We start from the raw sequence: 26310 nt of genomic DNA, 5'->3' as shown, positions 1-26310 counted from the left end.
GCGGGGGCCGTCCCCGACTAGGGGCCGCACCGCCCCTGTGCCGCCCGGCTTAGGGGTGGGTGCGCCCACCCCGCGCTCGTATCGTCACACCCGACCGCTGTGGGGGTTCGCGCGAATTCCCCTTTCCAGCACAGGCGATGTGGAAGGAAAGAGGACACGTGGCCAACTCCGAGGACAAACTCGTCGGCGCGCTCCGGGCGTCCCTGAAGGAGACCGAACGGCTGCGTGACAAGAACCGCCGGTTGACCGAGGCCGCCCGGGAACCGATCGCGATCATCGGCATGGCCTGCCGGTTCCCGGGCGGCGCGGACACGCCGGAGGACCTCTGGCGACTGCTCGACGGCGGCGTCGACGCCATCGGGGAGTTCCCGACCAACCGCGGCTGGGACCTGGACCGGATCTACGACCCGACCGGAGAGCGACCGGGGTCGAGCTACGTGCGGGAAGGCGGTTTCCTCCACGACGCCCTCGACTTCGACGCCGACCTGTTCGGCATCAGCCCGCGCGAGGCCCTGCTGATGGACCCGCAGCAGCGGCTGCTGCTGGAGACCTCGTGGGAGGCCTTCGAACGCGCGGGCATCGCGCCGCACTCGGTGAAGGGCACGCCGACCGGGGTGTTCGCGGGCACGATGTACCACAACTACCAGGGCAGCTACGGCTCGTCCGGGGTCATCTCCGGCCGGCTCGCCTACACGTTCGGCCTCGAAGGGCCCGCGGTCACCATCGACACCGCGTGCTCGTCCTCCCTCGTCGCGCTGCACATGGCGGTGCAGGCGCTGCGCGCCGGGGAGTGCTCGCTCGCGCTCGCCGGCGGGGTCACGGTGATGTCGACGCCGCGCACGTTCGTGGAGTTCAGCCTCGACGGCACGCTCGCCCGCAGCGCCCGCTGCCGCACGTTCGCCGACGCGGCCGACGGCACCGGCTGGTCCGAGGGCTGCGGCGTGCTGCTCGTCGAACGGCTGTCCGACGCCCGCCGCAACGGCCACCCGGTGCTCGCGGTCGTCCGGGGCACCGCGATCAACCAGGACGGCGCGTCCAACGGCATGACCGCGCCCAACGGCCCCGCGCAGCAGCGCGTGATCCGCCAGGCGCTCGCCAACGCGCGCGTGCCCGCCGAAGAGGTCGACGTCGTGGAGGCCCACGGCACCGCGACCAGGATCGGCGACCCGATCGAGGCGCAGGCGGTGCTCGCGACCTACGGCCGCAGCCGGGCCGGGAACGGCCCCCTGTGGCTGGGGTCCGTCAAGTCCAACATCGGCCACACCCAGGCCGCCTCCGGCGTCGCCGGGGTGCTGAAGGTCGTGCTGTCGCTGAACAACGGCGTGCTGCCGAAGACGCTGCACGTCGACAAGCCCACTGAGCGGGTCGACTGGACCGCCGGCGAGGTCGAGCTGCTGACCGAGCGGCGGGAGTGGCCCCGTAACGGGCACCCGCGCCGCGGCGCCGTCTCCTGCTTCGGCCTGAGCGGCACCAACGCGCACGTCATCATCGAAGAGGCCCCGGAACCGGACGAGGCGGCCGACCCGCCGGGCGACGACGCCGCGATCCCGTTCGTGCTGTCCGGTCGGACGCCGCAGGCGCTGCGGGCGCAGGCCGCCCGGCTGGTCGCGCACCTGGAGGCGGACCCCGCGCTGCCGCCGCTCGACGTCGCGCGCACGCTGGCCGCCGCCCGCACGCACCTGGACCACCGCGCCGCCGTCGTCGGCCGCGACCGCGCCGGGCTGCTGGCCGCCCTGGGCGGTGTCGCGGACGGCGGACCGGGCGCGATCACGGGGGTCGCCCGGGGAGGGGTGACCACCGCGTTCCTGTTCTCCGGCCAGGGCGCGCAACGACCCGGCATGGGGCGCGGGCTCGCGGCGGCGTACCCGGTGTTCGCCGACGCGTACGCCGCGGCCTGCGCGGCGCTCGACGAGCACCTGGACCGGCCGATCCGCGAGGTGGTCGACACCGACCCCGAGGCCCTGGGGCGCACCGGGAACGCCCAGGCGGCGCTGTTCGCGTTCGAGGTCGCGCTGTTCCGCCTCGTCGAGTCGTGCGGCCTGGCGCCGGACGCGCTCTGCGGGCACTCCGTCGGCGAGCTGGCCGCCGCGCACTGCGCCGGGGTGTTCTCGCTCGCCGACGCGGCCCGGCTCGTCGCCGCCCGCGGCCGGCTCATGCAGGCGCTGCCCGAGGGCGGCGCGATGGTCGCCGTCGAGGGCACGCCCGAGGAGGTCGCCGCGCACGACCCCGACGGCGCGGTCGACATCGGCGCGGTCAACGGGCCGCGCTCCGTCGTGCTCTCCGGCGACGAGGCCGCCGTGCTCGCGGTGGCCGGGAAGTTCGCCGCGGCCGGTCGGCGCACCACCCGGCTGCGCGTCTCGCACGCCTTCCACTCACGCCTGGTGGAACCCGTGCTCGACGAGTTCCGGGCGGTCGCGCGGAGCGTGGCGTACGCGCCACCGTCGCTGACCGTCGTGTCGGCCGTCACCGGCGGCGAGGTCTTCACCGAGCTGACCGACCCCGAGCACTGGGTCCGCAACGTCCGGCGGACGGTGCGCTTCGCGGACGCCGTGCGGGCGCTCACCGCCGAGGGCGTCGACCGCTTCCTGGAGCTGGGCCCGGACGCGCCGCTCACGGCGGTGGTCCCGGCCTCGGCCGCCGACACGGCCGTCGCCGTGCCCGCGCAGCGCCGGGACGTGCCGGAGGACGTCGCGTTCGCCACCGCGCTCGCGACCCTGCACGTGCGCGGGGTCGTGGTCGACTGGGGCGCGCACTTCGCCTCCCGGGGCGCCCGCCCGGCCGCCCTGCCGACCTACGGCTTCCAGCGCCGGCGGTACTGGCTGGAGGTCGGGGCGGACGCCGGCGACGCGACGTCGATGGGACTCGACGCGGTCGACCACCCCCTGCTGGGCGCGGCGACGCTGCTCGCCGACGCGGACGGGGTGGTGCTCTCCGGGCGGGTCTCGGCGACCACGCACCCCTGGTTGGACGACCACGTGGTCGGCGGCTCGGTCATGCTGCCCGGCACCGCGTTCGTGGAGCTGGCCGTGCGGGCCGGCGACGAGGTGGGCTGCGGCCGGGTCCGGGACCTCACGCTGCACGCCCCGCTGGTCCTGCCCGCGCGGGGCGCGGCCCGCATCCAGGTCCGGGTCGGCCCGCCCGCGGCCGACGGCTCCCGCCCGATCGGCGTCCACTCGCGACCGGACGACCTCGCCGCCGCCGCGGGCTGGACCCGGCACGCCGACGGCACCCTGGCCCCCGCCTCGGCGGGCACGCCGTTCGACCTGGCCGAGTGGCCGCCCGCCGGTGCCGAGACCGTCGACGTCGAGGGCATGTACGACCTGCTCGCCGCGCGCGGCACGGCCTACGGCCCGGTGTTCCGGGGCCTGCGCGCCGCCTGGCGCGCCGGGGACGACGTCTACGCCGAAGTCGCGCTGCCCGAGCAGGACCGGCTCGCCGCCGAGGCCTTCGGCCTGCACCCCGCCGTGTTCGACGCGGCGCTGCACGCCATCGGGTTGGGCGGGACCGAGGAGGAGGGCACCGCGCTGCCGTACTCGTGGTCCGACGTCGAACTGCTGGCCACCGGCGCGGCGACGGCCCGGGTGCACGTCCGGCCGATCGGCGGGCGCACCGTCGAGCTGCGGCTGGCCGACTCGACCGGCACGCCGATCGCCCGGGTCGGCGCCCTGGCGCTGCGCCGGATCAGCGAGGAGCAGCTCGCCGCCGCCCGCGCGGTGCCCGGCGGCCACGACTCGCTCCTGCGGGTCGACTGGGTCCCCGTCGCGCTGCCGGAGCCGGCCGAGGGCCTGCTCGGCGCGGCCGGGGACCCGCGGGTCGTCGTGCACGAGGTCGAGCCGGGGAACGACGCCGCCACCGCCAAGGCGGCCGTCCACCGCGCGCTGGCCGTCGTGCAGGACTGGCTGGCCGACCCCGGTCCCTCGTCGGGCCGGCTCGTCGTGCTGACCCGCGGCGACCTGGCCGGCGCCGCCGTCGGCGGGCTCGTCCGCTCGGCCCAGGTGGAGAACCCCGGCCGGATCGTGCTGGTCGAGGGCGCCGCGACCCCGCGGCAGCTCGCCGCGGTGTCCGCCGCGAACGAGTCGTCCGTCCGGATCACCGGTGACGCGGTGACCGCGCCCAGGCTGGCCCGCGCCGTGCCCGGCGCCCCCGCCGAGCCCGTCGACTGGCGGGCCGGCACCGTCCTGGTGTCCGGCGGCACCGGCGCGCTGGGCCGCCTCGTCGCCGCGCACCTGGTGCGGCGGCACGACGTGCGCCGGCTCCTGCTCGTCAGCCGCCGCGGCGCGAAGGCCCCCGGCGCGGCCGAGCTGGTCGCCGAGCTGACCGGCCTGGGCGCCGAGGTGAAGGTGGTCGCCACCGACCTCGCCGACCGGGCGAAGGCCCGGCGGCTGCTGGCCAAGCACCCGGTGACGGCGGTCGTCCACGCGGCGGGCGTGCTCGACGACGGCATCCTCCCGTCGCTCACGCCCGAGCGGGTCGACCGCGTCTTCGACCCGAAGGCGCTGGCCGCCTGGCACCTGCACCAGCTCGCCGGCGACCTCACGGCGTTCGTCACGTTCTCGTCGGCCGCCGGGGTGTTCGGCGCGCCCGGACAGGGCAACTACGCCGCCGCCAACGCCTTCCTCGACGCGCTCGCCGCCCACCGGCGGGCCGAGGGCAAGCCCGCGCACTCGCTCGCCTGGGGCATGTGGGAGTCGGTGGACGGCATGGCCGGGGAGACCCACGGCAAGCGCGGTCTCGGCGCGTTCACCGCGGAGGAGGGCCTCGCGCTGTTCGACGCCGCCCTCGGCGCGGACGACGCGCTGTCCGTGCCGGTCAAGCTCGACCTCGCCGCGTGGCGAGCCGCCGGCGCGGTCCCCGACGTGCTGCGCGGCCTCGTCCCGACCGCCCGGCGGGCGGTGTCCGACCGCGAGGCGGAGGGCGACACGCTGCTGGGCAGGCTGGTCCGGCTGCCCGCCGACCGACGCCTGGACCACCTGCGCGAGCTGGTGGTCCGGCACGCCGCCGCGGTGCTCGGGCACGGCCCGAACGACGTGTTCGACGCCGAACGCGCCTTCAAGGACCTGGGCTTCGACTCGCTCACGGCGGTGGAGCTGCGCAACACCCTGCGGGAGGCCACCGGCCTGGACCTGACCGCGACGCTGGTCTTCGACCACCCGACCGCGGCCGACCTCGCCGCGCACCTGCACGAGTCGCTGTTCGGCGACCTCGGCGACGACGCGCACGCCGAGGAGGCCGCCGGGCCCGCGAGCGCGGACGAGCCGATCGCGATCGTCGGCATGGCCTGCCGCTTCCCCGGCGGCGTCGAGTCGCCCGACGACCTGTGGCGGCTGGTCGCCGCGGGGGCCGACGGCATCGGCGACTTCCCCGCCGACCGCGCGTGGGACATGGCGCACTGGCTCGACCAGGTCGCGCCGGACGGCGGCACGCCGCAGGGCGGCTTCGTCCACGACGCCACCGACTTCGACGCCGCGTTCTTCGGCATCGGCCCGAACGAGGCCGTGATGATGGACCCGCAGCAGCGGATGCTGCTGGAGGCGTCCTGGACGGCGCTGGAGGACGCCGGGCTGGACCCGTCGTCCCTGCGCGGCAGCACCACGGGCGTGTTCGTCGGCGTGATGCAGACGGACTACGACCCCGGCGACGCCCTGGAGCGCGGTGGCGGCATCTACCGCGGCTCCGGCGCGCTGAGCAGCGTCGTCTCCGGTCGCGTCGCCTACGCCTTCGGGCTGGAGGGACCCGCGGTGTCGGTGGACACGGCGTGCTCGTCGTCGCTCGTCGCCCTGCACCAGGCGGTGCAGGCGCTGCGGGCCGGCGACTGCGCGCTGGCCCTGGCCGCGGGCGTGTCCGCGCTCGTCTCGCCCGCCCCGTTCGCGCAGTTCGTGGACGGCGCCGTGGCCCGTGACGGCCGCTGCAAGCCGTACTCCGCCGCGGCCGACGGGTTCGGCTGGGGCGAGGGCGTCGGCGTGCTGGTCGTCGAGCGCCTCTCCGACGCCCGCCGCCACGGCCACGACGTGCTCGCGGTCGTGAGGTCCAGCGCGGTCAACGCCGACGGCGCGTCCAACGGCCTGACCGCGCCGAGCGGACCGGCCCAGGAACGGCTCATCCAGCGGGCGCTCGCCGCCGCCGGGCTCGACCCGGCGGAGGTGGACGCCGTGGAGGGCCACGGCGCCAGCACCCCGCTCGGCGACCGCATCGAGACCTCGGCGCTGATGGCCGCCTACGGCCGGGGCAGGTCCGCGGACCGACCCCTGTGGCTGGGCTCGGTGAAGTCCAACATCGGCCACACCCAGGCCGCCGCAGGCGTCGCCGGCGTGATCAAGACCGTGCAGGCGCTGCGGCACGGCGTGCTGCCGCCGACGCTGCACGCCGACGAGCCCACCGCCGACGTGGACTGGGCCGCCGGCACCGTGCGGCTGCTCGACGGGACGCGGCCGTGGCCGGAGACCGGCCGACCGCGCCGCGCGGCCGTCTCGGCGTTCGGCTACAGCGGGACCAACGCGCACGTGATCCTCGAACAGGCGCCCGCCGTCGAGGCCGACGAGTCGCCCGCACCGGCCGGGGACCGCGGCGGCGTGCTGCCGCCCCTCGTGCTGCCGCCCCTCGTGCTGTCGGCCCGGACCGCCGCGGCGCTGCCCGACCAGGCGCGGGCCCTGCTCGCCCACTGGGACGCCGACCCGGCACTCGCCCCGCTGGACGTCGCCCGCTCGCTGGCCGCCCGCCGCCCGCTGTTCGGCTACCGGGCCGCCGTCGTCGGGACCGACCCCGACGAGGTGCGGACCGCGCTGTCCGCCCTGGCCGAGCCGACCCCGGTCCCCGCCGGGAACGTCGTGACGGGCCGGGCGAGGTCCGGCGGCGTCACGGCGTTCCTGCTGCCCGGCCAGGGCGTCCAGCGGCCCGGCATGGGCGCCGCGCTGCACGCGGCGTTCCCGGCCTTCGCGGCCGAGTTCGACCGGGTCGCCGGCAGGTTCGACCCCCACCTCGGCCGGTCGCTGCGCGAGGTGGTGTTCGCCGACGCCGGTTCGGCCGCCGGGCAGCTGCTCGACCGCACGCAGTTCGGCCAGGCCGCCGTGTTCACCTTCGAGGTGGCCCTGTGCCGCCTGCTCGAATCGTGGGGCCAGCGGCCCGACGTGCTGGTCGGGCACTCCGTCGGCGAGATCGCGGCGGCGCACCTGGCCGGGGTGCTGTCCCTGGACGACGCGGTCAAGCTCGTCGCCCACCGCGGCGAGCTGATGGCGGAGGCGCCGGCGGGCGCGGTCGTCGCGGTCGAGGCCGACGCCGACGAGGTGCGGCCGCTGCTCGGCGCGGACGTCGCGCTGGCCGCGGTGAACGGCCCGAGGGCCGTGGTGGTGTCCGGGGCGGAAGGGGCGGTCGCGGGGGTCGTCGCGCACTTCACCGCGCTGGGCCGGCGCACGCGCCGCCTGCCGATCGACTGCGCCGTGCACTCGCCGCTGCTCGACGACGTGCTCGCCGAGCTGGAGGAGGTCGCCGAGGAGCTGACCTACGACGAGCCGCGCATCGCGGTGGTGTCCACCGTGACCGGGACCCCGGTCGCGGACGAGCTGCGCACGGCGCGGCACTGGGTCGCGAACTGCCGCGACACCGTCCTGTTCGCCGACGCCGTGCGGGCGAGCGGGGCGACCCGCTTCGTGGAGCTGGGCACGGACGGGGTGCTCACGGCGCTCGCGCAGGCGGCGCTGCCCGACGACGTCGACGCCCTGTTCGTCCCGGTGCTGCGCGGCGACGCCGACGAGGTCCGCGACGTGCTGACGAGCGCGGCGCGGCTGCACGTGGCGGGCGCCGGGCTGGACGTGCGCCGCATGTTCACCGGGAGCGCGTCCGGCACCGTGCCGCTGCCCGGCTACGCGTTCCACCGCGAGCGCTACTGGCCGGCGGTCGACATGGAGGCGCGCCGGGCGACCGGTGACCTCTCGTCGAGCGGGCTGCGCGCGGGCGACCACCCGCTCGTCGGCGCCGTGCTGCCCGTCGCGGACTCGTCGACCGTCGTGCTGGCGGGCGCGGTCTCGACGACCACGCACCCGTGGCTGGCCGACCACGTGGCCGGCGGGACGGCGGTGTTCCCCACCGCCGGGTTCGTCGAGCTGGCGGTGCGGGCCGGTGACGAGGTCGGCTGCGCCACGCTGGTGCGGCTGGACGCCGACGTGCCCCTGGTGCTCGGCGCGGACGAGGTGCGGCTCCAGGTGGTCGTCGGCGAGCCCGGTCCGGCGGGCCGGCCGGTGGCGGTCCACTCGCACGGGCACCACGGCTGGGTCCGGCACGCGGAAGGCCTGCTGTCCACCGACGCGGGCGACGCCGCCGAGCCGGAGGCGCCGGCGCAGTGGCCGCCGGCGGGCGCGGTGCCCGCGGACGTCACGCGGCTCTACGACCTGCTCGACGACGCCGGGCTGCACCACGGCCCCGCGTTCCGGCGGCTGCGGGCCGCCTGGGTCGCGGACGGGTCGGTGTTCGCCGAGGTGGCGCTCGACCCCGGCGCGGACGCGGACCGGTTCGGCCTGCACCCGGCGGCCCTCGACGCGGCGCTGCACGCCGCCGCGCTGGTCCCCGGCGCCACCGCCGGCGCGGTCCCGGCCGCGTGGACGGGCTTCCGGCTCCTCGCCGTCGGCGCGGCGCGGTTGCGCGTGCGGATCACCCCGGTGGGCGGGGACGCGGTGTCGGTCCTGCTGGCCGACCACACCGGCGCGCCGGTGGCGGAGGCCGCGTCCGTGGTGCTGCGCGAGATGTCGCTCCCCGGGGTGTCGCTCCCCGAGGTCGTCGCGGCCCCGGCCGGGACGACGGCGGCGGCGGTGGTGCGGCGTCGCGTGGCCGCCGGAGGGGCGGTCCCGGAGCCGGTCCCGTTCGACCGCACCGGACCGGGGGTGCGGCGGTTCGTGCTCGACCAGGCGGCGGCGCTGCTCGGTTACGGTGACGCCGGCTCGATCGACCCGGACGCGCACTTCCTGGAGTCCGGCTTCGACTCGCTCACCGCGGTCGAGCTGCGCAACCGGATCGCGGCCGCGGCCGGCGTGGCGCTGCCGGCGTCCGTGGTGTTCGACTGCGCGACCCCGACCGGGCTGGCGACGCGGCTGCTGGAGGTGCTCGCCGGCGACGACGGCCCGGGGGACGACCCGGTGAAGGCGTCGTTCGTCGAGGCGGTCCGGGACGGCCGGGTCGAGGAGGGCCTCGCGCTGCTGGGCGCGGCGGCGGACCTGCGCCCGAAGTTCGACGGGCTCGCGGACTTCGGCGGGTCGCCGCGCCCGCTGACCCTGGCGGACGGGCCGCGCGGTCCCCGGCTGCTGGCGGTGCCGCCGCCCGCCGGGATGAGCGGGGCCTACCAGTACGCGAGGCTCGCGGCGGAGTTCCGCGGCACGCGGGCGCTCGCGGCGCTGCCGGTGCCCGGTTTCGGCGCCGGCGAGCCGGTGCCCGCCGGGATCGACGCGGTGCTGGAGGTGCTGGAGGCGAGCGTCCGGCTGGGCGCGGGTGACGAGCCGTACGCGCTGTTCGGCTACTCCTCCGGCGGCGTGCTGGCGTACGCGCTGGCCGCCAGGATGGAGAAGGCCGGTCTCCCGCCTGCGGCGGTCGTGCTGCTGGACAGCTACGAGATGGACGCCGGCGGCGACGCGACCGCCGGCACGGCGGCCGACATGGCGGCGGGCATGCTGGAGCGCGAGGAGGAGTACGGCCCGTTCGACCGGGACAAGCTGACCGCGATGGCGCACTACCTCGGCCTGCTGGAGTCCGCGGACCTGGTCGACGTGGGGGTGCCCACGGTCCTCGTCCGACCCGACCGCCGGTTCACCACCGGCGGTGACGCCCCGGCCCCGGCGGACGACTCCTCGTGGCGCACGACGTGGTACCGCGCCGACGCGGTCGTCACCGTGCCGGGCGACCACTTCAGCGTCGTCGCCGCCGACGCCCGGACCACCGCCGACGCCGTCGGCGCCTGGCTGGACGGCCTCGGCTGAGCCCGTCGCACCACTCGCCGGACCCCGGGGGGCGCGCCCCCCGGGGTCCGCGCACGCGTCGGGTCAGGTGCGGGAGGCGGCGACGAGCGCGGCGATGCCGTCCAGGACGCGGTCCAGGCCGAAGTCCACCGCCGTGGTCGCCGGGAACCCGCCCCGGTCGGCCAGCGCGGCCAGGTGGGGGTAGCCGCGCTCGGCCAGCAGCGGCCGCAGGAACGCGCGGACGTCGGCCGCCCGCCCGGTGGCGTCGGGGTCGGTGCGGGCGCGCAGGTGTTCGGCCGTCGTGCGGGTGACGTCGGCGACCAGCGTGGCGCAGCCCAGCGCCTCCGCGCCCGGTACCCCGGCCGTGGCGAGCACGGCCAGCAGTCGCTCGGTCCAGGCGAGCCGGTGCGGCGTCACCGGCCCGCCGCGGAGCGGGACGTCCAGCAGCCACGGCCGGGCCCGGTAGCGGTCGAGCGCCGCGTGCGCCCAGGCGCGGACGGCGGCACGCCAGTCGGGGGCGTCGTCCCCCGCGGGCGGGGGTGGCCCGAACCCGGCGTCGGCCAGGAGGACCAGCAGCTCGTCCTTCGAGTCGACGTAGCGGTACAACGCGTTGGTGGTCAACCCGAGCGCGGCCGCGATGCCGGGCAGCGACGCGGCGGCCAGCCCCTCGGCGTCGGCCAGTGCCACGGCGGCGGCGACGACCTGCGCCACGGTGTGGGCCGGCTTCGGGCCGCGGCGGGGCCGTGGCGCGGCGACCCACGCCGGCACCAGCCCGGGCGGCAGGTCGGCGGGCAGGTCGGGACGCGCGCGAGGTTCGTGGTCGGTCGGCATCTATCGCTCCGCTGGGTCGTTCAGTAAACTGTGTAAGTCTTGCACTGATCGAGGTTGGGGGCGAGCGGCGTGGGTGAGATCAACCGGTTCCGGCTCGGGAGGGTCACCGAACTCGACCAGCGCCTGGCCGCGACCGAGATCGAGTACGCCCGCGCCCGGGGGGAGTACGGCGACGAGGAGGCCGCCCGCCGGCTCGCGCACGCCCGCGTCGCGGCCACGCACGCCGCGCTGCGGGTCGCGGTCGCCGGACGCGCCGACGCCGCCGTGCTGCCGATGGTGGAGGCCGCCCCGCGCGTCGCCGGCGCCGTGTGGGTGTCCGTCGGAGCCGTCAACGTCGTCATCTGGCTGCTCATCGGCGCGATCAGCGGGCAGTGGGACCCGACGTGGCTGGTCTGGGTGCTGCTCGCCGGCGGTGTCCTGGTCGGCGGCATCTGGGGTGTCCGCTACTGGGACCGCCGCATCCGCGCGGCGGTGCACGGCACCCCGTGAACCCCTGCTACCCCAACGGGTGAAAGCAGGCCCGGAGTAGGGGGGTGGCTTCCCGGCGCGTGGCGATTCCGCTAATCTGTGTGTGCTTTACACAGTTAATTCGCCGCTCCACGAGCCGATATTGGGGGGCCTCATGCCGGAGAGCTCAGGGGAGACCCGGTCGTTACGGGGAAGAATCCGGGGTTTCCTCACCATCGCCTGGGTGGTGATCAGCGGTGTCCAGTTCACGATCTGGCTGCTGATGAGCCTGATCAGCACGTCGTTCAAGACACCCTTCTGGCTGTGGACGGTCGGTCTCGGCGGCGGCGCGCTGCTGCTGTGGTGGTTCCTCGACCCGGCCCGGCGCGACCGGGAACGAACGGAGTGAACGACGTGCCCACGATGGCTTCCGTCGAGTCCCCGGTCCGGCTGGACTCGGTGCACAAGACCTACGGCTCCGGTGAGAGCGCGGTGGAGGCGCTGTCGGGCGTCTCCTTCGGCTTCCCCGCGGGCAGCTTCACCGCGGTGATGGGCCCGTCGGGGTCCGGCAAGAGCACCCTGCTGCACTGCGCGGCGGGCCTCGACGAGCCGACCTCCGGCCGCGTCACGCTGGTGGGCACCGATCTGGGTGGCAAGAGCGAGACCGCGCTGACGGAGCTGCGGCGCGAGCACGTCGCCTTCATCTTCCAGTCCTTCAACCTGATGCCCGCGCTGAACGTCGAGCAGAACGTCACCCTGCCGATGCTGCTGGCCGGCCGCGAGCCGGACCGCGCGTGGGTGGACCAGGTGATCGCGCGCGTCGGGCTGTCGCAGCGCGTGAAGCACCGCCCCGGCGAGCTGTCGGGCGGTCAGCAGCAGCGCGTCGCGATCGCGCGCGCGCTCGCCGCCCGGCCCACCGTGGTGTTCGCCGACGAACCGACCGGCGCGCTCGACACGAACACCGCGCTGGAAGTGCTGAACCTGATGCGCGAGCTGGTGGCCGCGGGTCAGACCATCGTCATGGTCACCCACGACCCGGTGGCGGCCTCCTTCGCGGACACCGTGCTGTTCCTGGTGGACGGCCGGATCGTCATGCAGCTGGCCGACCCGGGCGTGGAGGCGGTCGCGTCGACCCTGGCGAAGCTCGGCGCCCAGGCCAAGCGGGCACGGGGACAGCGGTGAACTCGCGGCGGGTGGTGCTCGACCTCGCCCTGTCGAGCCTGCGGTTCCGCGCCGCCGCGTCGCTCGCGTCGTTCGTCGCGATCCTGATCGGCTGCGGGCTGCTGATCGCCTGCGCGGGGCTGTTCGAGACGGCCATCGTGCTGGAGGCCAAGCCGCAGCGGCTCGCGGCGGCGCCGGTCGTGGTCGGCGGGTCGTCCGGGTTCAAGCTGCCCGACGAGGAGTCGGAGGTCGTCCCCTACGCCGAGCGCGCCAGGCTGGGCGAGGACCAGGTCGACAGGATCGACGACGTGCCGGGCGTGCGGAGCGCGGTGCCGGACGTCTCGTTCCCCGCCGTGCTGCTGAGCGACGGCACGCCGCAGGTGCCCGACACGTCCGTCCTCTCCGGACACGGCTGGGAATCCGCCGCGCTCGGCGGCTACCGGGTGCGCGACGGCGGTGAGCCCGGGTCGGCCGGTCAGGTCGTGCTCGACGAGGCCACGGCGGACGCGGCCGGCGTCGACGTCGGCTCCGACGTCGAGCTGGTGGTGAGCGGGCAGAAGCAGTCCTTCGCCGTCAGCGGGATCGCCGAGCCGGCCGAGGACGTGCGGGCGCCCGCGTTCTTCTTCTCGCGGTCCGACGTGGAGCGCTTCGGCACCCACCCGGACGACGTCGACCTCGTCGGCGTCTTCCCGGACGACGGCGTGGACGTCGACGAGCTGGCCGCGCGCATCGCCGAGCAGGTGCCCGGCACCAGCGTGCTGACCGGGGACGACCGCGGTTCGGCCGAGTTCCACGGCGTGGACGGCAGCCGGCTGCCGCTGATCCTGCTGGCCGCGGTGTTCGGCGGCATGGTGCTGGTGGTCATGGCGCTGGTCGTCTCCGCGACGATCAGCCTCACCGTGCGGCAGCGGCAGCAGGAGCTGGCGCTGCTGCGGGCCACCGGCGCGACCCCGAAGCAGGCGCACCGGATGGTGCTCTTCGAGACCATGGCCGTCGGCGCGCTCGCCGCGCTGGGCGGCGTGTTCCTCGGCTTCGTGCTCGGCAACACCATCTTCGGCATCAGCTCGGCGATCGGCATCGTGCCCGAGGAGCTGGTCTTCCGGCAGGGCGTCATCGCGTTCGCCGCCGGTGTGCTGGCCACGCTCGCGATCACCTTCGCGGCCGCGTGGTTCAGCTCGCTGGCCGCGTCGCGGACCCGGCCGATCCAGGCGCTGGCCGAGGCCGCGATCCCCAGCGTCGCGGTGAACCCGCTGCGCCGCACGGGCGCGCTGGTGTTCGCCGCGGCCACGGTCGTGCTCGCCGCCACGACGGTGTTCATGCCGGCCGACACGGCGGCGGCCATCGGCGGCCCGGCGGTGCTCACCGGCGCCATCGCGGTGGCGCTGATCGGCCCGGAGATCATGGTGTTCGCGGTCGACCGCTACGGCCCGTTCATCCGGCGGTTCGCCGGCAGCGAGGCCACCCTCGCCGTGATCAACTCGCGGGCCCGGGCGGTGGCGTTCGCCGCGGTGCTCACGCCGATCACGCTCGCCACCGCGGTCTCGCTCGGCAACGTGTACTCGATGACCACCTCCCAGTCGGCCCAGCTGGCGGCCTACGCCGGCCAGCTGCGGGCCGACGCGGTGATCGCCACGGACACCGGGGGCATCGCGTCGGAGGCGCTGGAGCGCATCCGGAGCACGCCGGGGGTGGGCGCCGCGTCGCCGCTCGTCACCAGTTCCGGCTGGATCGAGCAGCCCTACGACGGCAACGGCAGCGACCCGCTGCGCCTCCTCGGCATCGCCCGGGAGGAACAGGGCGGCACGGTGCTCGCCACCGAGGTCACTCAGGGTTCGCTCAAGGACCTCGACGACGACGCGGTCGCGCTGCCCGAGGACGTGGCCGACGACCTGGGGCTCGCCCTGGGCAACCGGATCACCATGCGGCTCGGCGACGGCGCGCAGGCGGAGGTGGAGGTCGTCGCGCTGCTCGACAGCCCGTCGAGCTACGCGAGCATGGTGCTGTCGGCCGACCTGCTCACGGAGCACAGCAGCAGCGGCCTGCCCGGCCAGGTGCTGGTGGTGGCGGGCGCCGACCAGGACCCGGACGACCTGGTCACCGCGCTGGAGGACCGGGTGAAGGACTGGCCGGGCCTCACCGTCGACGACGACGGCGCCCTGATCCGGAACTTCCAGGCCGGCGCGGACGTCGAAGCGATGATCAACTACCTGCTGGCCGTGCTCGCGATCGCCTACGCGGCGATCGCGGCGGTGAACACCCTCGCGGTGGCCGTGCTGGCCCGCCGCCGGGAGTTCGGCGCGCAGCGGCTCGCGGGCGCGAACCGCGACCAGGTGCGCCGGATGCTGTTCATCGAGGGCGGCACCGTCGCGGTGGTCGGCCTGGTGCTCGGGATCGCCATCTCGCTGTTCACCGTGCTGCCGATGGCGCTCACCACCGGCCAGATCCTCCCGTCCGGGCCGATCTGGGTGTTCCTCGCCGTGGTGCTCGCGGTGTTCCTGATCGTCTGGCCGGTCACCGCGCTGTCCGCGCGGCTGGCCATGCGCAGCAGTCCGATCGAAGCGGTGACCCTGCCGGGGCAGTGACGTCCCGACCCGGTTCCCACCGGAGCCGGGGAAGGGGTGCCGAACGGCACCGGCAAGAATTTCTAGGGGTACGCGGGCCACTTCCGGGTGATTAGTCTCGAATTCGACTGATCCGCCCGGGGGTGGCCCCGTTTCCTTTTGTGGAGTGGTTCCCATGCGCGTACTCCTGGCCGCTCCGTCGTCGGCCGCACGACTGCACAACCTCGTTCCCCTGGCGTGGGCGCTGCGGACCGCCGGTCACGACGTGAAGATCGCCGGCCGGCCGTCGTTCGTCGACGAGGTCCTCCGCACCGGCTGCGTGGCGGTGGACCTGGAGGACGGGGACGGGACCCCGCTCGCCGACTCCGCGGCCCTCGTCGCGTTCGCCGAGCTGTGGCGGCCGGACGTCGTCGTCTCGGACGGCCTGGCGCCGGCGGGGGCGACCGCCGCCCGCGCCGTGTCGGCCCGCGCGGTGCGGCTGCTCGGCGCGCTGGACGAACCGGGCGCGACCGGCTCGGACCCCTTCGACGCCGACACCACGTTCGACGCCGTGCCGCCGTCGCTGCGCCCCGCCGGCGCGGACGCCCGCCCGATCCGGCACGTGCCGTACTTCGGCCCCGTCGAGGTGCCGGGCTGGCTGCGCCGCGCGGCGCGACGCGACCGCGTCCTGCTCTCGCTCGCCGACCCCGCCTCGTCCGGAGCGGTCTTCGAGGCCGTGACCGGCCTGGACGTCGAACTCCTGTGCGCCATCGACCCCCGGCGCGTCCCGGCCGGGGTCACCGTGCCGGTGAACGTCAAGCTCGTCGACTCGGCCCCGCCCGCGGCGCTGCTGCGCACCTGCGTCGCCCTCGTCCACGACGGCGACGCGGCCCTCGCGCTCGCCGCGGCGGCCCACGGCCTGCCCCAGCTCTGCCTCACCGGGGCGGACCTCGCGGCCCGGGTGGCCGACGCCGGCGCCGGGGTGGTCGGCCCCGCGGACCGGATCGGCGCCCTGCTGGCCGACGACGGGCTGCGCGCCCGCGCGACCGCGATCCGGGACGAGATCGCCGCCCTCCCCGCACCGCGCGCCGTGGTGGCCGGACTGACCCGGTGACCGGGTGCGCCCGGTAGGGGTACGGGCCGCGCGGGTCCGCCGGCGCCGGGAACCCCATTGTGGGGCCGCGCGGCCCCGTTAGGGGTACGGCGCACCCCCGATGCGTGGGTAGCGTTTTCCGCGTGGCACGTCCCACCCCTTTTCTCGGTTAGGCGGGTCGATTACGTGAGTACCGAAACCTGTGCCGGCAGGAATTGTCGACCGGCCATTTCCCGGCTCACCGCCGGAACGGGGGCGACGACGTGACCACCGAGAACGAGCGGAAGCTGCTCGACTACCTCAAGCGCGCCACCACGGACCTCCGCGAGGCCAAGCGCGCCCTGCGGGAGACCCGGGAGCGCGACGTCGAGCCGATCGCGATCGTCGGCATGTCCTGCCGCTACCCCGGCGGGGTCGCCTCACCCGAGGACCTGTGGGACCTCGTGGTCACCGGCACCGACGCGGTCGGCGGCTTCCCGACCGACCGGGGCTGGGACCTCGGCAACCTCTACGACCCGACGGGCGAGCGCCCCGGCACCACGAACACCCGCGAGGCGGGGTTCCTGCACGACGCCGCCGAGTTCGACGCGGAGTTCTTCGGCATCTCGCCGCGCGAGGCGCTCGCGATGGACGCCCAGCAGCGGCTGCTGCTGGAGGTCTCCTGGACGGCGCTGGAGCGCGCGGGCATCGTGCCGGAGACCCTGCGCGGCAGCAGCACCGGCGTGTTCGCCGGGGTGATGTACCACGACTACGCCGGGCACGCCGCCGCCGGCAGCGTCGTCTCCGGCCGGGTCGCCTACGCGCTCGGCCTGGAGGGCCCGGCGGTGTCGGTGGACACGGCGTGCTCGTCCTCGCTGGTCGCCCTGCACTGGGCGGCGCAGGCGCTGCGGCGCGGCGACTGCTCCCTGGCGCTGGTCGGCGGCGTGACCGTGATGGCCACGCCGGACACGTTCGTCTACTTCAGCGAACAGGGTGGCCTGTCCGACGACGGCCGCTGCAAGGCGTTCGCCGCCGCCGCCGACGGCACGGGCTGGGGCGAGGGCGTCGGGGTGCTCGTGGTGGAACGCCTGTCCGACGCCCGGCGGCTCGGCCACGACGTGCTCGCGGTCGTGCGGGGCAGCGCGGTCAACTCCGACGGCGCGTCGAGCGGGCTCACCGTGCCCAACGGCCCGGCCCAGCAGCGCGTGATCCGCCGGGCCCTGGAGTCCGCCGGGCTGACCGCGGCGGACGTCGACCTCGTGGAGGCCCACGGCACGGGCACGAAGCTCGGCGACCCGATCGAGGCACAGGCGCTGCTGGCGACCTACGGCCGCGACCGCGACGAGCCGCTGTGGCTCGGGTCGCTCAAGTCCAACATCGGCCACACCCAGGCCGCCGCCGGGGTCGGCGGCGTGATCAAGGTCGTGCAGGCCCTCCGCCACGGCGTGCTGCCCGGGACCCTGCACGTCGACGCGCCGTCGCCGCACGTCGACTGGTCCTCCGGCGCGGTGGAGCTGCTCACCGGGTCCCGCGCCTGGCCCGCCGTAGGACGGCCCCGCCGCGCCGCGGTGTCCTCGTTCGGCATCAGCGGCACCAACGCGCACGTGATCGTCGAGCAGGCCGACCCCGGGCCGGCGGACTCGGCGCCGGCGGACCCGCCGGCGCCACCGGTGTTCGCCTGGCCGCTGTCGGCCGACGCCGCGGACGCCCTGGCCGCCCAGGCCCGACGGCTCGCGGCCCACGTCGACGCCGGGCACGCCCCGGCGGACGTCGGGCTGTCGCTCGCCACGACCCGCTCGGCGCTCGACCACCGGGCCGTCGTCGTCGGCGCCGACCGCGGCGAACTGCTCGCCGGCCTCGCCGCGCTCGCCGACGGCGCCGACGCGCCCGGTGTGGTGCGCGACCGCGCGGGCGGCGGCCGGACCGCGTTCCTCTTCACCGGCCAGGGCGCCCAGCGCGCCGGCATGGGCGCGGAGCTGGCCCGGCGGTACCCGGTGTACGCCGAGGCGCTCGACGCCGCGTGCGCCGCGCTCGACCCGCACCTGGACCGTCCACTGCGGACGGTGCTCGACGACGAGGACGCGCTGGCGCGCACCGGGGCCGCCCAGCCGGCCCTGTTCGCCGTCGAGGTCGCCCTGTACCGCCTGCTGGAGTCGTGGGGCGTGCGGCCGGACCACCTGCTGGGGCACTCGATCGGCGAGCTGGTCGCGGCGCACGTCGCCGGCATCCTCACCCTCGACGACGCCGCCGCGCTGGTCGCCGCCCGCGCGAAGCTCATGGAGGCCCTGCCCGGGGGCGGCGTGATGATCGCGCTGCGCGCCACCGAGGCCGAGGTGACCCCGCTGCTCACGGACGACGTGGGCATCGCCGCGATCAACGGCCCCGACTCGGTGGTGGTCTCGGGCACCGAGGCCGCCGCGCGGGCGGTGGCCGCCGCGTTCCCCGACCGCAAGGCCACCCGGCTGCGGGTGTCGCACGCCTTCCACTCGCCGCTCGTGGAACCCATGCTCGCCGAGTTCTCCGCCGTCGCGAGGGGACTCGCCTACTCCGCGCCCGCCATCCCGGTGGTCTCGACGGTGGCCGAGGGCGCCGACCTCACCTCGCCCGAGTACTGGGTGCGCCAGGTCCGCGCGACCGTCCGGTTCCACGACGGCCTGCGCGTGCTGGCCGACGAGGGCGTCCGCACGTTCGTCGAGGTGGGGCCGAACGCGGTGCTCACCGCCGCCGGGCAGGCCGCGCTGGACGACGACGCGCTCGCGTTCGTCCCCGCCCAGCGCGGTGACCGGGGACAGGCCCGCGCCGCCGTGACCGCGCTCGCGACCCTGCACGCCCGGGGGATACCGGTGGACTGGCCCGCGTTCTACGCCGGCGCCCGCCGGGTCGCGCTGCCCACCTACGCCTTCCGCCGCACCCGCTACTGGCTGCCCGCCACGACGCCGACCGGCGACCCCGCCGACCACGGCCAGTCGCCCGCCGGGCACCCGATGCTCACCGCCGTCGTGCGCGTCCCGGAGACCGACGCCCTGGTGCTCACCGGGCGGCTGTCCGCCGGGACGGTGCCGTGGCTGGCCGACCACGTGGTGCTCGGCACGGTCCTGCTGCCCGGCACGGCGTTCGTGGAGCTGGTCCAGCGTGCCGCCGACGAGGCCGGCGCCGCCCGCATCGAGGAGCTGACCCTCGAAGCGCCGCTCGCCCTGGCCCCCGACGCGGGGGCCGCGATCCAGGTCCTGGTCGACGCCGCCGACGAGGACGGCCGCCGCCGCGTCACCGTCCACTCCCGACCCGACGGCGCGGACGCGTGGACCCGGCACGCCGGCGGGGTCGTGGGCCCCGAGGCGGACCCGCCGTCGTTCGACCTCGCCGAGTGGCCGCCCCCGGGCGCCGTCGAGGTCGGGCTGCCCGACCCGTACGCGCTGCTCGGCGAACTCGGCTACGACTACGGCCCGGCGTTCCGGGGCCTGCGCGCCATGTGGCGGCACGGCGACGACGTGTACGCCGAGGTCGCCCTGCCCGGCGGCGCCGAAGCGCGCGACTACGGCCTGCACCCCGCGCTGCTCGACGCCGCGATGCACGCGCAGCTCCTCGGCCCGGCGCCGGAGGACGGCGGGGCCCGTCCGATGCTGCCGTTCGCCTTCACCGGGGTCACCCTGCACGCCGCGGGCGCGGCGGAGCTGCGGGTCCGCGTGTCGCCGACCGGTCCGGACTCGATCTCGCTGCACATCGCCGACGCCACCGGCGGGCCGGTGCTGTCCGTGGACTCCCTGGCCGCCCGCCCGGTCTCGTCGGACGCGCTCGCGCCGAGCCGGGACTCCCTGTTCCGCATCACCTGGGAACCCGCGACCGGCACCGGTGCGACGGGCCCGGTCCGCGTGCTCGACGTGCCCGGTGGGGACGGCCCGGTGCCCGCAGCCGCCCGCGCGGCGGCGCGGGGGGTGCTCACCGCGATCCGGGAGCTGCTCGCCGGGGATGACGACACCCGCCTCGCCGTGGTCACGCGGCGCGCGGTGTCCGTGGCCGGTGAGGAGGTCGACCCGGCGGTCGCGCCGGTGTGGGGCCTGGTGCGCGCGGCCGAGGCCGAGAACCCCGGCCGGTTCGTGCTCGTCGACGCCGGACCGGGGGAGGTCGAGCGGGCGCTGGCCACCGGTGAACCCGAGGTCGCGGTCCGCGACGGCCGGGCCGTCGTGCCCCGGCTGACCCCCGCGCCCGCCCCGACGGGCGAGCCGGGCTGGCGGCCCGGCGGCACGGTCCTGATCACCGGCGGCACCGGCGGGCTCGGCGCCGTCGTCGCGAAGCACCTCGTGGCGCACCACGGCGTGCGCCGCCTCCTGCTCGTCAGCCGCCGCGGCGCCGACGTGCCCGGCGCGGCCGGGCTGCGCGCGGAACTGACCGAGCTCGGGGCGGACGTCACCATCGCGGCCTGCGACGTCACCGACGCCGCGGCCGTGCGCGCGCTGCTGGCGGGCGTCCCCGCCGACGCCCCGCTGACCGCGGTCCTGCACGCCGCGGGCGTCCCGTCCGCCGGCCGCGTCGAGACCCTCACCGACGACGAGCTGGACCGGGTGTTCGCGCCGAAGGTCGACGGCGCGTGGCACCTGCACGAGCTGACCCGCGACCTGGACGCGTTCGTGGTGTTCTCCTCGGCCGCGAGCACGGTCCTCGCGGCCGGGCAGGCCGGGTACGCGGCGGCCAACGCGTTCCTCGACGGCCTGGCCCACCTGCGCCGGGCACGGGGTCTGCCCGCGACCTCGCTGGCCTGGGGCGCCTGGGCCGAGGACGGCGGCATGACCGGTGAGCTGGACGCGGCCGGCCTCCGCCGGCTGAGCCGGCTCGGCACGCCGCCGATGGCCACCGACGAGGCGCTGGCCCTGCTCGACGGCTGCCTCGCCGCCCACGACGCCGTGCTGGCGCCGGTGCGGCTCGACCTCGCCGCCCTGCGGGCCCGGCGCGACGCGCTGCCCCCGACCCTGCGGGGTCTGGTGCGCCCCGCGCCGTCGACCCGCGCGACCGCCCGCTCCGACGGCGCGGTCGCCGCCCGGCTGGGCGCGCTGCCCGAGGCCGAACGCGAGGCGTACCTGCTCGACGTGGTGTCCGAGCAGGCGGCGGTCGTGCTCGGGTTCGCGTCGGCCGGCTCGGTCGAACCGGGGCGGGCGTTCCAGGAACTGGGGTTCGACTCGCTGACCGCGGTCGAGCTGCGCAACCGGCTCGGCGCCCTGACCGGGCTGAAGCTGACCGCCACCGTCGTGTTCGACCACCCGAACCCGGCCGCGCTGGCCCGGCGCCTGCACGACCTGCTCGGCCCGGGTCGGTCCGCCGCCGAACCGCTGCTCGCCGAGATCGACCGCCTGGAGGCCCGACTGCGGGCGGCCGGCGGGCTCAACGGCTCGACCGCGAAGGTCACCGCCCGGCTCGACGCGCTGGCGCGCAAGTGGACCGACGCGCACACCGACCACGACGCGCCGGAGGCCGACCTCGGCGCCGCCACCGACGACGAGCTCTTTGCCGTGCTGGACGAGGAGTTGGGCGCATCATGAACGGGAAAGCAATGGGCACCGAGGACAAGCTCCGCGACTACCTCAAGCGCGCGACGGCCGACCTCCAGCAGGCCAGGCGCCGACTGCACGAGCTGGAGACCAGGGACACCGAGCCCGTCGCCGTCATCGGCATGAGCTGCCGCTACCCCGGGGGCGTCCGCACGCCGGACGACCTGTGGGATTTGGTGGACGAGGGCCGCGACGTGATCGGGGACTTCCCCGCCGACCGGGGCTGGGACGTCGAGGGCATCTACGACCCGACGCCCGAGCGGCCCGGCAAGACCTACACCCGCCACGGCGGGTTCCTCTACGACGCGCCGGGCTTCGACGCCGAGTTCTTCGGCATCAGCCCGCGCGACGCCCGCCGCTCCGACCCGCAGCAGCGCATCCTGCTGGAAGCCTCGTGGGAGGCGATCGAGCGCGCCGGGCTGGACCCCACCTCGCTCAAGGGGAGCCCCACCGGCGTCTACGCCGGCGTCATGTACCACGACTACAGCGACGGCAGCCCGGACGGCAGCCTGGTCAGCGGACAGGTGTCCTACACGCTCGGCCTGGAGGGGCCGTCCATCTCGGTCGACACCGCGTGCTCGTCGTCGCTGATCGCCCTGCACCTGGCGGCGCAGGCGCTGCGGCGCGGCGACTGCACGCTCGCGCTGGCCGGCGGCGTCGCGGTGATGGGCACCCCGGAGATGTTCGTCGACTTCAGCGCCCGCCGCGGGCTGGCCGCCGACGGGCGCAGCAAGTCGTTCTCCGACGACGCCGACGGCACGTCGTGGGCGGAGGGCGTCGGCGTCCTCGTGCTGGAGCGGTTGTCGGACGCGCGCCGCAACGGGCACCGCGTCCTCGCCCTGCTGCGCGGCTCCGCGGTGAACCAGGACGGCGCGAGCAACGGCTTCTCCGCCCCGAACGGCCCCTCGCAGGTGCGGGTGATCGAGGCGGCGCTGGCCGACGCCGGGCTGTCGCCCGCCGACGTGGACGCGGTCGAGGCGCACGGCACCGGCACCGCGCTCGGCGACCCGATCGAGGCGCAGTCGCTGATGGAGACCTACGGGCAGCGCACCGGCGCGCCGCTGTGGCTGGGGTCGGTCAAGTCGAACATGGGCCACCCCCAGGCCGCCGCCGGCGTCGCCGGGGTGATCAAGATGGTGCAGGCCATCCGCCACGGGAAGCTGCCCCGCACGCTGCACGTCGGCACGCCGTCGACGCACGTGGACTGGACCGCCGGCGCGGTCGAGCTGCTGACCGAGCCGCGCGACTGGCCCGAGGTGGCGCGCCCGCGCCGCGCGGCCGTGTCGTCGTTCGGGGTGAGCGGCACCAACGCGCACGTGATCCTGGAGCAGGCGCCGGACGAACCCGCCGCCGCGGCGGCCGAGCCGGCGGCGGCCGTGACCCCGCTGGTGCTCTCGGCGAAGACCCCGGCCGCGCTGGCCGACCTCGCCGGGCGGCTGGCCGCGCACGTGACCGCCTCCGCCGACCCGCTGCCCGACGTCGCGCGCACCCTCGCCACCGGGCGGGCGCGGTTCGGCCACCGCGCGGTCGTGCTCGCCGAGGACCGGGCGGGCGCCGCCGAGGCCCTGCGCGGGCTGGCCGACGGCGGCGCTCGCCCCGACATCGTCACCGGCACCGCCGACGCGCGCGGCAGGACCGCGTTCGTCTTCCCCGGCCAGGGCTCCCAGTGGGCCGGCATGGCGACCGGGCTGCTGGCGGAGTCGCCGGCGTTCGCGCGGCGCATGGCCGAGTGCGACGCGGCGCTGCGGCGGTTCGTGGACTGGTCGGTGGTCGACGTCCTGCGCGGCGAGCCGGGCACCCCGCCCGCGGACCGGGTGGACGTCGTGCAGCCGGTGCTGTGGGCGGTGATGGTCTCGCTGGCCGCGCTGTGGCGCGCGCACGGCGTCCACCCGGACGTGGTGATCGGCCACTCGCAGGGCGAGATCGCCGCCGCGACCGTCGCGGGCGCGCTGTCGGTCGAGGACGGCGCCCGGGTGGTCGCGCTGCGCAGCAAGGCGATCGGCGACGTCCTCGGCGGGCGCGGCGGCGGGATGCTCGCCGTCGGGCTGTCCGCGGCGGACCTGCTCGACCGGCTCGACCCCTGGCAGGGCCGGATCTCGCTGGCCGCCGACAACGGCGCCACGTCGGCGGTGCTGTCCGGTGACGGCGACGCGCTCGACGAGCTGTGCGCGCGGCTGGTCGCCGAGGGCGTGCGCGCCAAGCGGGTGCCCGTCGACTACGCGTCGCACTCCGGGCACGTCGAACACCTCACCGACCGCCTGACGGCCGACCTGGGCCCGATCCGCCCGCGCCCGGCGGACGTGCCGATGACCTCCACCGTCACCGGGGAACCGATCACCGGGTCCACGGTGGACGCGACGTACTGGTTCACCAACCTGCGCACCACGGTCCGGTTCGCGCCGGTGGTCGCGACGCTCGCCGCGACCGGGTACACCCGGTTCGTCGAGGTGAGCCCGCACCCCGTGCTGGCGATGAGCATCCAGGAGACCCTGGACGAGGGCGGGCACGCGGGCGTCGTGGCCGGCACCCTGCGGCGCGGCGAGGGCGGGCTGACCCGGTTCGCGACCTCGCTGGCCGAGCTGGACGTCCGGGGCGGCACCGCCGACTGGACCGCGTTCGTGCCGGGCGCCGGCACCGTCGAGCTGCCGACCTACCCGTTCCAGCACAAGCGCTTCTGGCGCGAGGACGAGGCCGGGACGCCGCCCGCGCCGCCCGCGCGGGTGGCCGACCAGGAGTTCTGGCGGGACGTCGTCGACGGCGACGTCGACGCGCTCGCCGCCCGGCTCGGCGTCGGGGCCGCCCCGCTGGCCGAGGTCGTCCCCGCGCTGGCCACCTGGCACGAGCGCCGCACCGAGCTGTCCGCCGTGGACTCGTGGCGCTACCGCGTCTCCTGGACGCCGCTGGACGGGGTCCCGACCGGCGGGCTGACCGGCGCCTGGCTGGTCGTCGTGCCGGCCGGCGTGCCCGAGGCCGCGAAGCTCGCCGACGCCGTCGCCGACCGCGGCGACGTGGTCCGGGTCGTCGTGCCCGCGCCGGCCGAGCGGGCGGCGCTGGCCGCGCTGCTCGGCGAGGCGACGGAGGCCCGGCGGTTCGACGGCGTGCTGTCGCTCCTCGCGCTCGACCCCCGCGAGCACCCGGAGGGCCCCGCCCTGAGCACCCCGGTCGCCGCGACCACCGCCCTGCTGCAAGCCCTGGGGGACCGGGACGTCGACGCGCCCGCCTGGGTGGTCACCCGCGGCGCGGTCGCGGTGGACGCCTTCTCCGACGCCGACCCGGCCGCCGCGGCGGTGTGGGGCCTGGGCACGGTCGTCGCCCTCGACCAGCCGGGCACCTGGGGCGGCCTGGTCGACGTCGACGGACCGGCCGACGCCGCCCGCCTGTGCGCGGTGGTGTCCGGTGTCGACGACGAGGACCAGGTCGCGATCCGCTCCTCCGGGGTGTTCGCGCGGCGGATGGCGCGCGCCCCGCTCACCGGGCCGGCCGCCGAGCCCTGGCGGCCCCGCGGCACGGTCCTGGTCACCGGCGGCACCGGGGCGGTCGGCGGGCACGTCGCCCGCTGGCTGGCCGAACGGGGCGCCGAGCACCTGGTGCTCACCAGCCGCCGGGGCCTCGACGCGCCCGGCGCCCGTGCGCTGGTCGACGACCTGGCCGGCACCCGCGTCACCGTCGTCGCCTGCGACGTCGCCGACGAGCGGGCGCTCCGCGCGCTGCTGGCCGAGCACCGGCCCACCGCCGTGGTGCACGCCGCCGGCGTGCTGACCGCCGAGCCGCCGCTGTCCGACGTCACGCCCGAGGAGTTCGCCGCCGCGACCCGCGCCAAGGTCACCGGCGCCGCGCTGCTGGACGAACTGCTCGGCGACACCGAGCTGGACGCGTTCGTGCTGATGTCCTCCGGCGCGGCCGTGTGGGGCACCTCCGGCCGCCCCGCCTACGCCGCCGGCAACGCCTACCTCGACGCGCTCGCCCGCCGCCGCCGCGCCGCCGGGCGCACCGCGACCGCGGTCGCCTGGGGTTCCTGGGGCGGCGGCGGCATGGTCGACGCCGAGGCGGGCGACCTGCTGCGGCGCATGGGCCTGGCCGAGATGGCGCCGCGGCTCGCCGTCGAGGCGCTGGGCCAGGCCCTCGACCACGACGAACCCCACCTGGTGGTGGCGGACATCGACTGGGCCGCCTTCGCCCCCGTCTACCAGCTCGCCCGCCCCCGCCCGCTGCTGCGGGCGCTGCCCGAGGTCGCGGACGACCGCACCGCGCCCGACCCGGTGGCGGACGGTGACCTCGGGGCGCGGCTCGCCGGGCTGGCCCCGGTCGAGCGGCGGCGGGCGCTGCTGGAGCTGGTGCGCGACCAGGTGGCCGTGGTCGCCGGCTACGACGGCGGCGCGGCGGTCGAACCCGCCCGCGCGTTCAAGGAACTGGGCTTCGACTCGGTGACGGCCGTCGACCTGCGCAACCGGCTCGCCGCAGCCACGGGGCTGAAGCTGCCCGCCACCGTCGCGTTCGACCACGTGAACCCGCAGGCGCTGGCCGAGCACCTGGGGACGCGGCTGGGCGACGCCCCGACCGAGGTGCCGCTGGAGGTGGAGCTCGACCGGCTGGAAGCGGTCGCCGCCACGTTGAGCGCCGCGGAGATCGACCGTTCCAGGATCGTCGCCCGCTTGCAGGCGATGGTGACCACGTTGCACAAGGCCCTGGCCGGCACCGGTCCCGCGGCGGGTGAAGACCTGCGGACCGCGACCGCGGACGAGTTGTTCGCGTTCATCGACAACGAGCTCGGCGCCTGACCGCGC

At 76.6% G+C, this 26310-nt stretch carries 7 protein-coding genes and 2 pseudogenes; 8 read left to right on the top strand and 1 reads right to left on the bottom strand.

The window, feature by feature from the left end; genetic code table 11:
- Positions 1-158 precede the first annotated feature (158 nt).
- Positions 159-9956 (top strand): annotated as a pseudogene (locus tag J2S66_RS14845) (SDR family NAD(P)-dependent oxidoreductase); the annotation flags it as partial.
- Positions 9957-10019: 63 nt separating this feature from the next.
- On the opposite strand, the gene J2S66_RS14840 reads toward J2S66_RS14845, so the two are convergent.
- Entirely contained in the window at positions 10020-10766 is a 747-nt protein-coding gene (locus J2S66_RS14840) for a TetR/AcrR family transcriptional regulator C-terminal domain-containing protein (protein WP_310307626.1), read from the bottom strand.
- A gap of 69 nt (positions 10767-10835) precedes the next feature.
- Between J2S66_RS14840 and J2S66_RS14835 the strand changes: the two genes are divergently transcribed.
- The 7 genes and pseudogenes from J2S66_RS14835 (at position 10836) to J2S66_RS14805 (ending at position 26304) form a co-directional block, all read left to right on the top strand.
- Positions 10836-11255 (top strand): hypothetical protein, encoded by a 420-nt coding sequence (locus J2S66_RS14835; RefSeq protein ID WP_310307625.1) that lies wholly within the window; start codon positions 10836-10838, stop codon positions 11253-11255.
- A 202-nt stretch (positions 11256-11457) separates the two neighbouring features.
- Positions 11458-11622, top strand: a complete 165-nt coding sequence (locus tag J2S66_RS14830; protein ID WP_306744651.1) for a hypothetical protein — start codon at positions 11458-11460, stop codon at positions 11620-11622.
- 14 nt (positions 11623-11636) lie between these two features.
- The gene (locus J2S66_RS14825) at positions 11637-12395 is read left to right on the top strand and encodes an ABC transporter ATP-binding protein (protein WP_310307623.1); all 759 of its coding nucleotides are present in this window, start codon (positions 11637-11639) and stop codon (positions 12393-12395) included.
- The gene (locus J2S66_RS14820) at positions 12392-14956 is read left to right on the top strand and encodes an ABC transporter permease (protein ID WP_310307622.1); all 2565 of its coding nucleotides are present in this window, start codon (positions 12392-12394) and stop codon (positions 14954-14956) included. Before J2S66_RS14825 ends, J2S66_RS14820 begins: the two co-directional genes overlap by 4 nt.
- Positions 14957-15110: 154 nt before the next feature.
- Complete coding sequence (locus tag J2S66_RS14815; RefSeq protein ID WP_310307621.1) at positions 15111-16028, top strand: nucleotide disphospho-sugar-binding domain-containing protein; 918 nt, start codon at positions 15111-15113, stop codon at positions 16026-16028.
- Positions 16029-16279: 251 nt separating this feature from the next.
- Positions 16280-21517 (top strand): annotated as a pseudogene (locus tag J2S66_RS14810) (type I polyketide synthase); the annotation flags it as partial.
- Positions 21514-26304 carry a type I polyketide synthase gene (locus J2S66_RS14805; RefSeq protein WP_310307617.1) on the top strand — a complete coding sequence of 1597 codons (4791 nt, stop codon included), beginning with the start codon at positions 21514-21516 and terminating at the stop codon, positions 26302-26304. The pseudogene J2S66_RS14810 and the gene J2S66_RS14805, both read left to right, overlap by 4 nt.
- Positions 26305-26310 lie beyond the last annotated feature (6 nt).

It is taken from the genome of Saccharothrix longispora, from assembly GCF_031455225.1.
GTDB lineage: Bacteria > Actinomycetota > Actinomycetes > Mycobacteriales > Pseudonocardiaceae > Actinosynnema > Actinosynnema longispora.
This window is presented reverse-complemented; position numbering and strand designations above follow the sequence as displayed.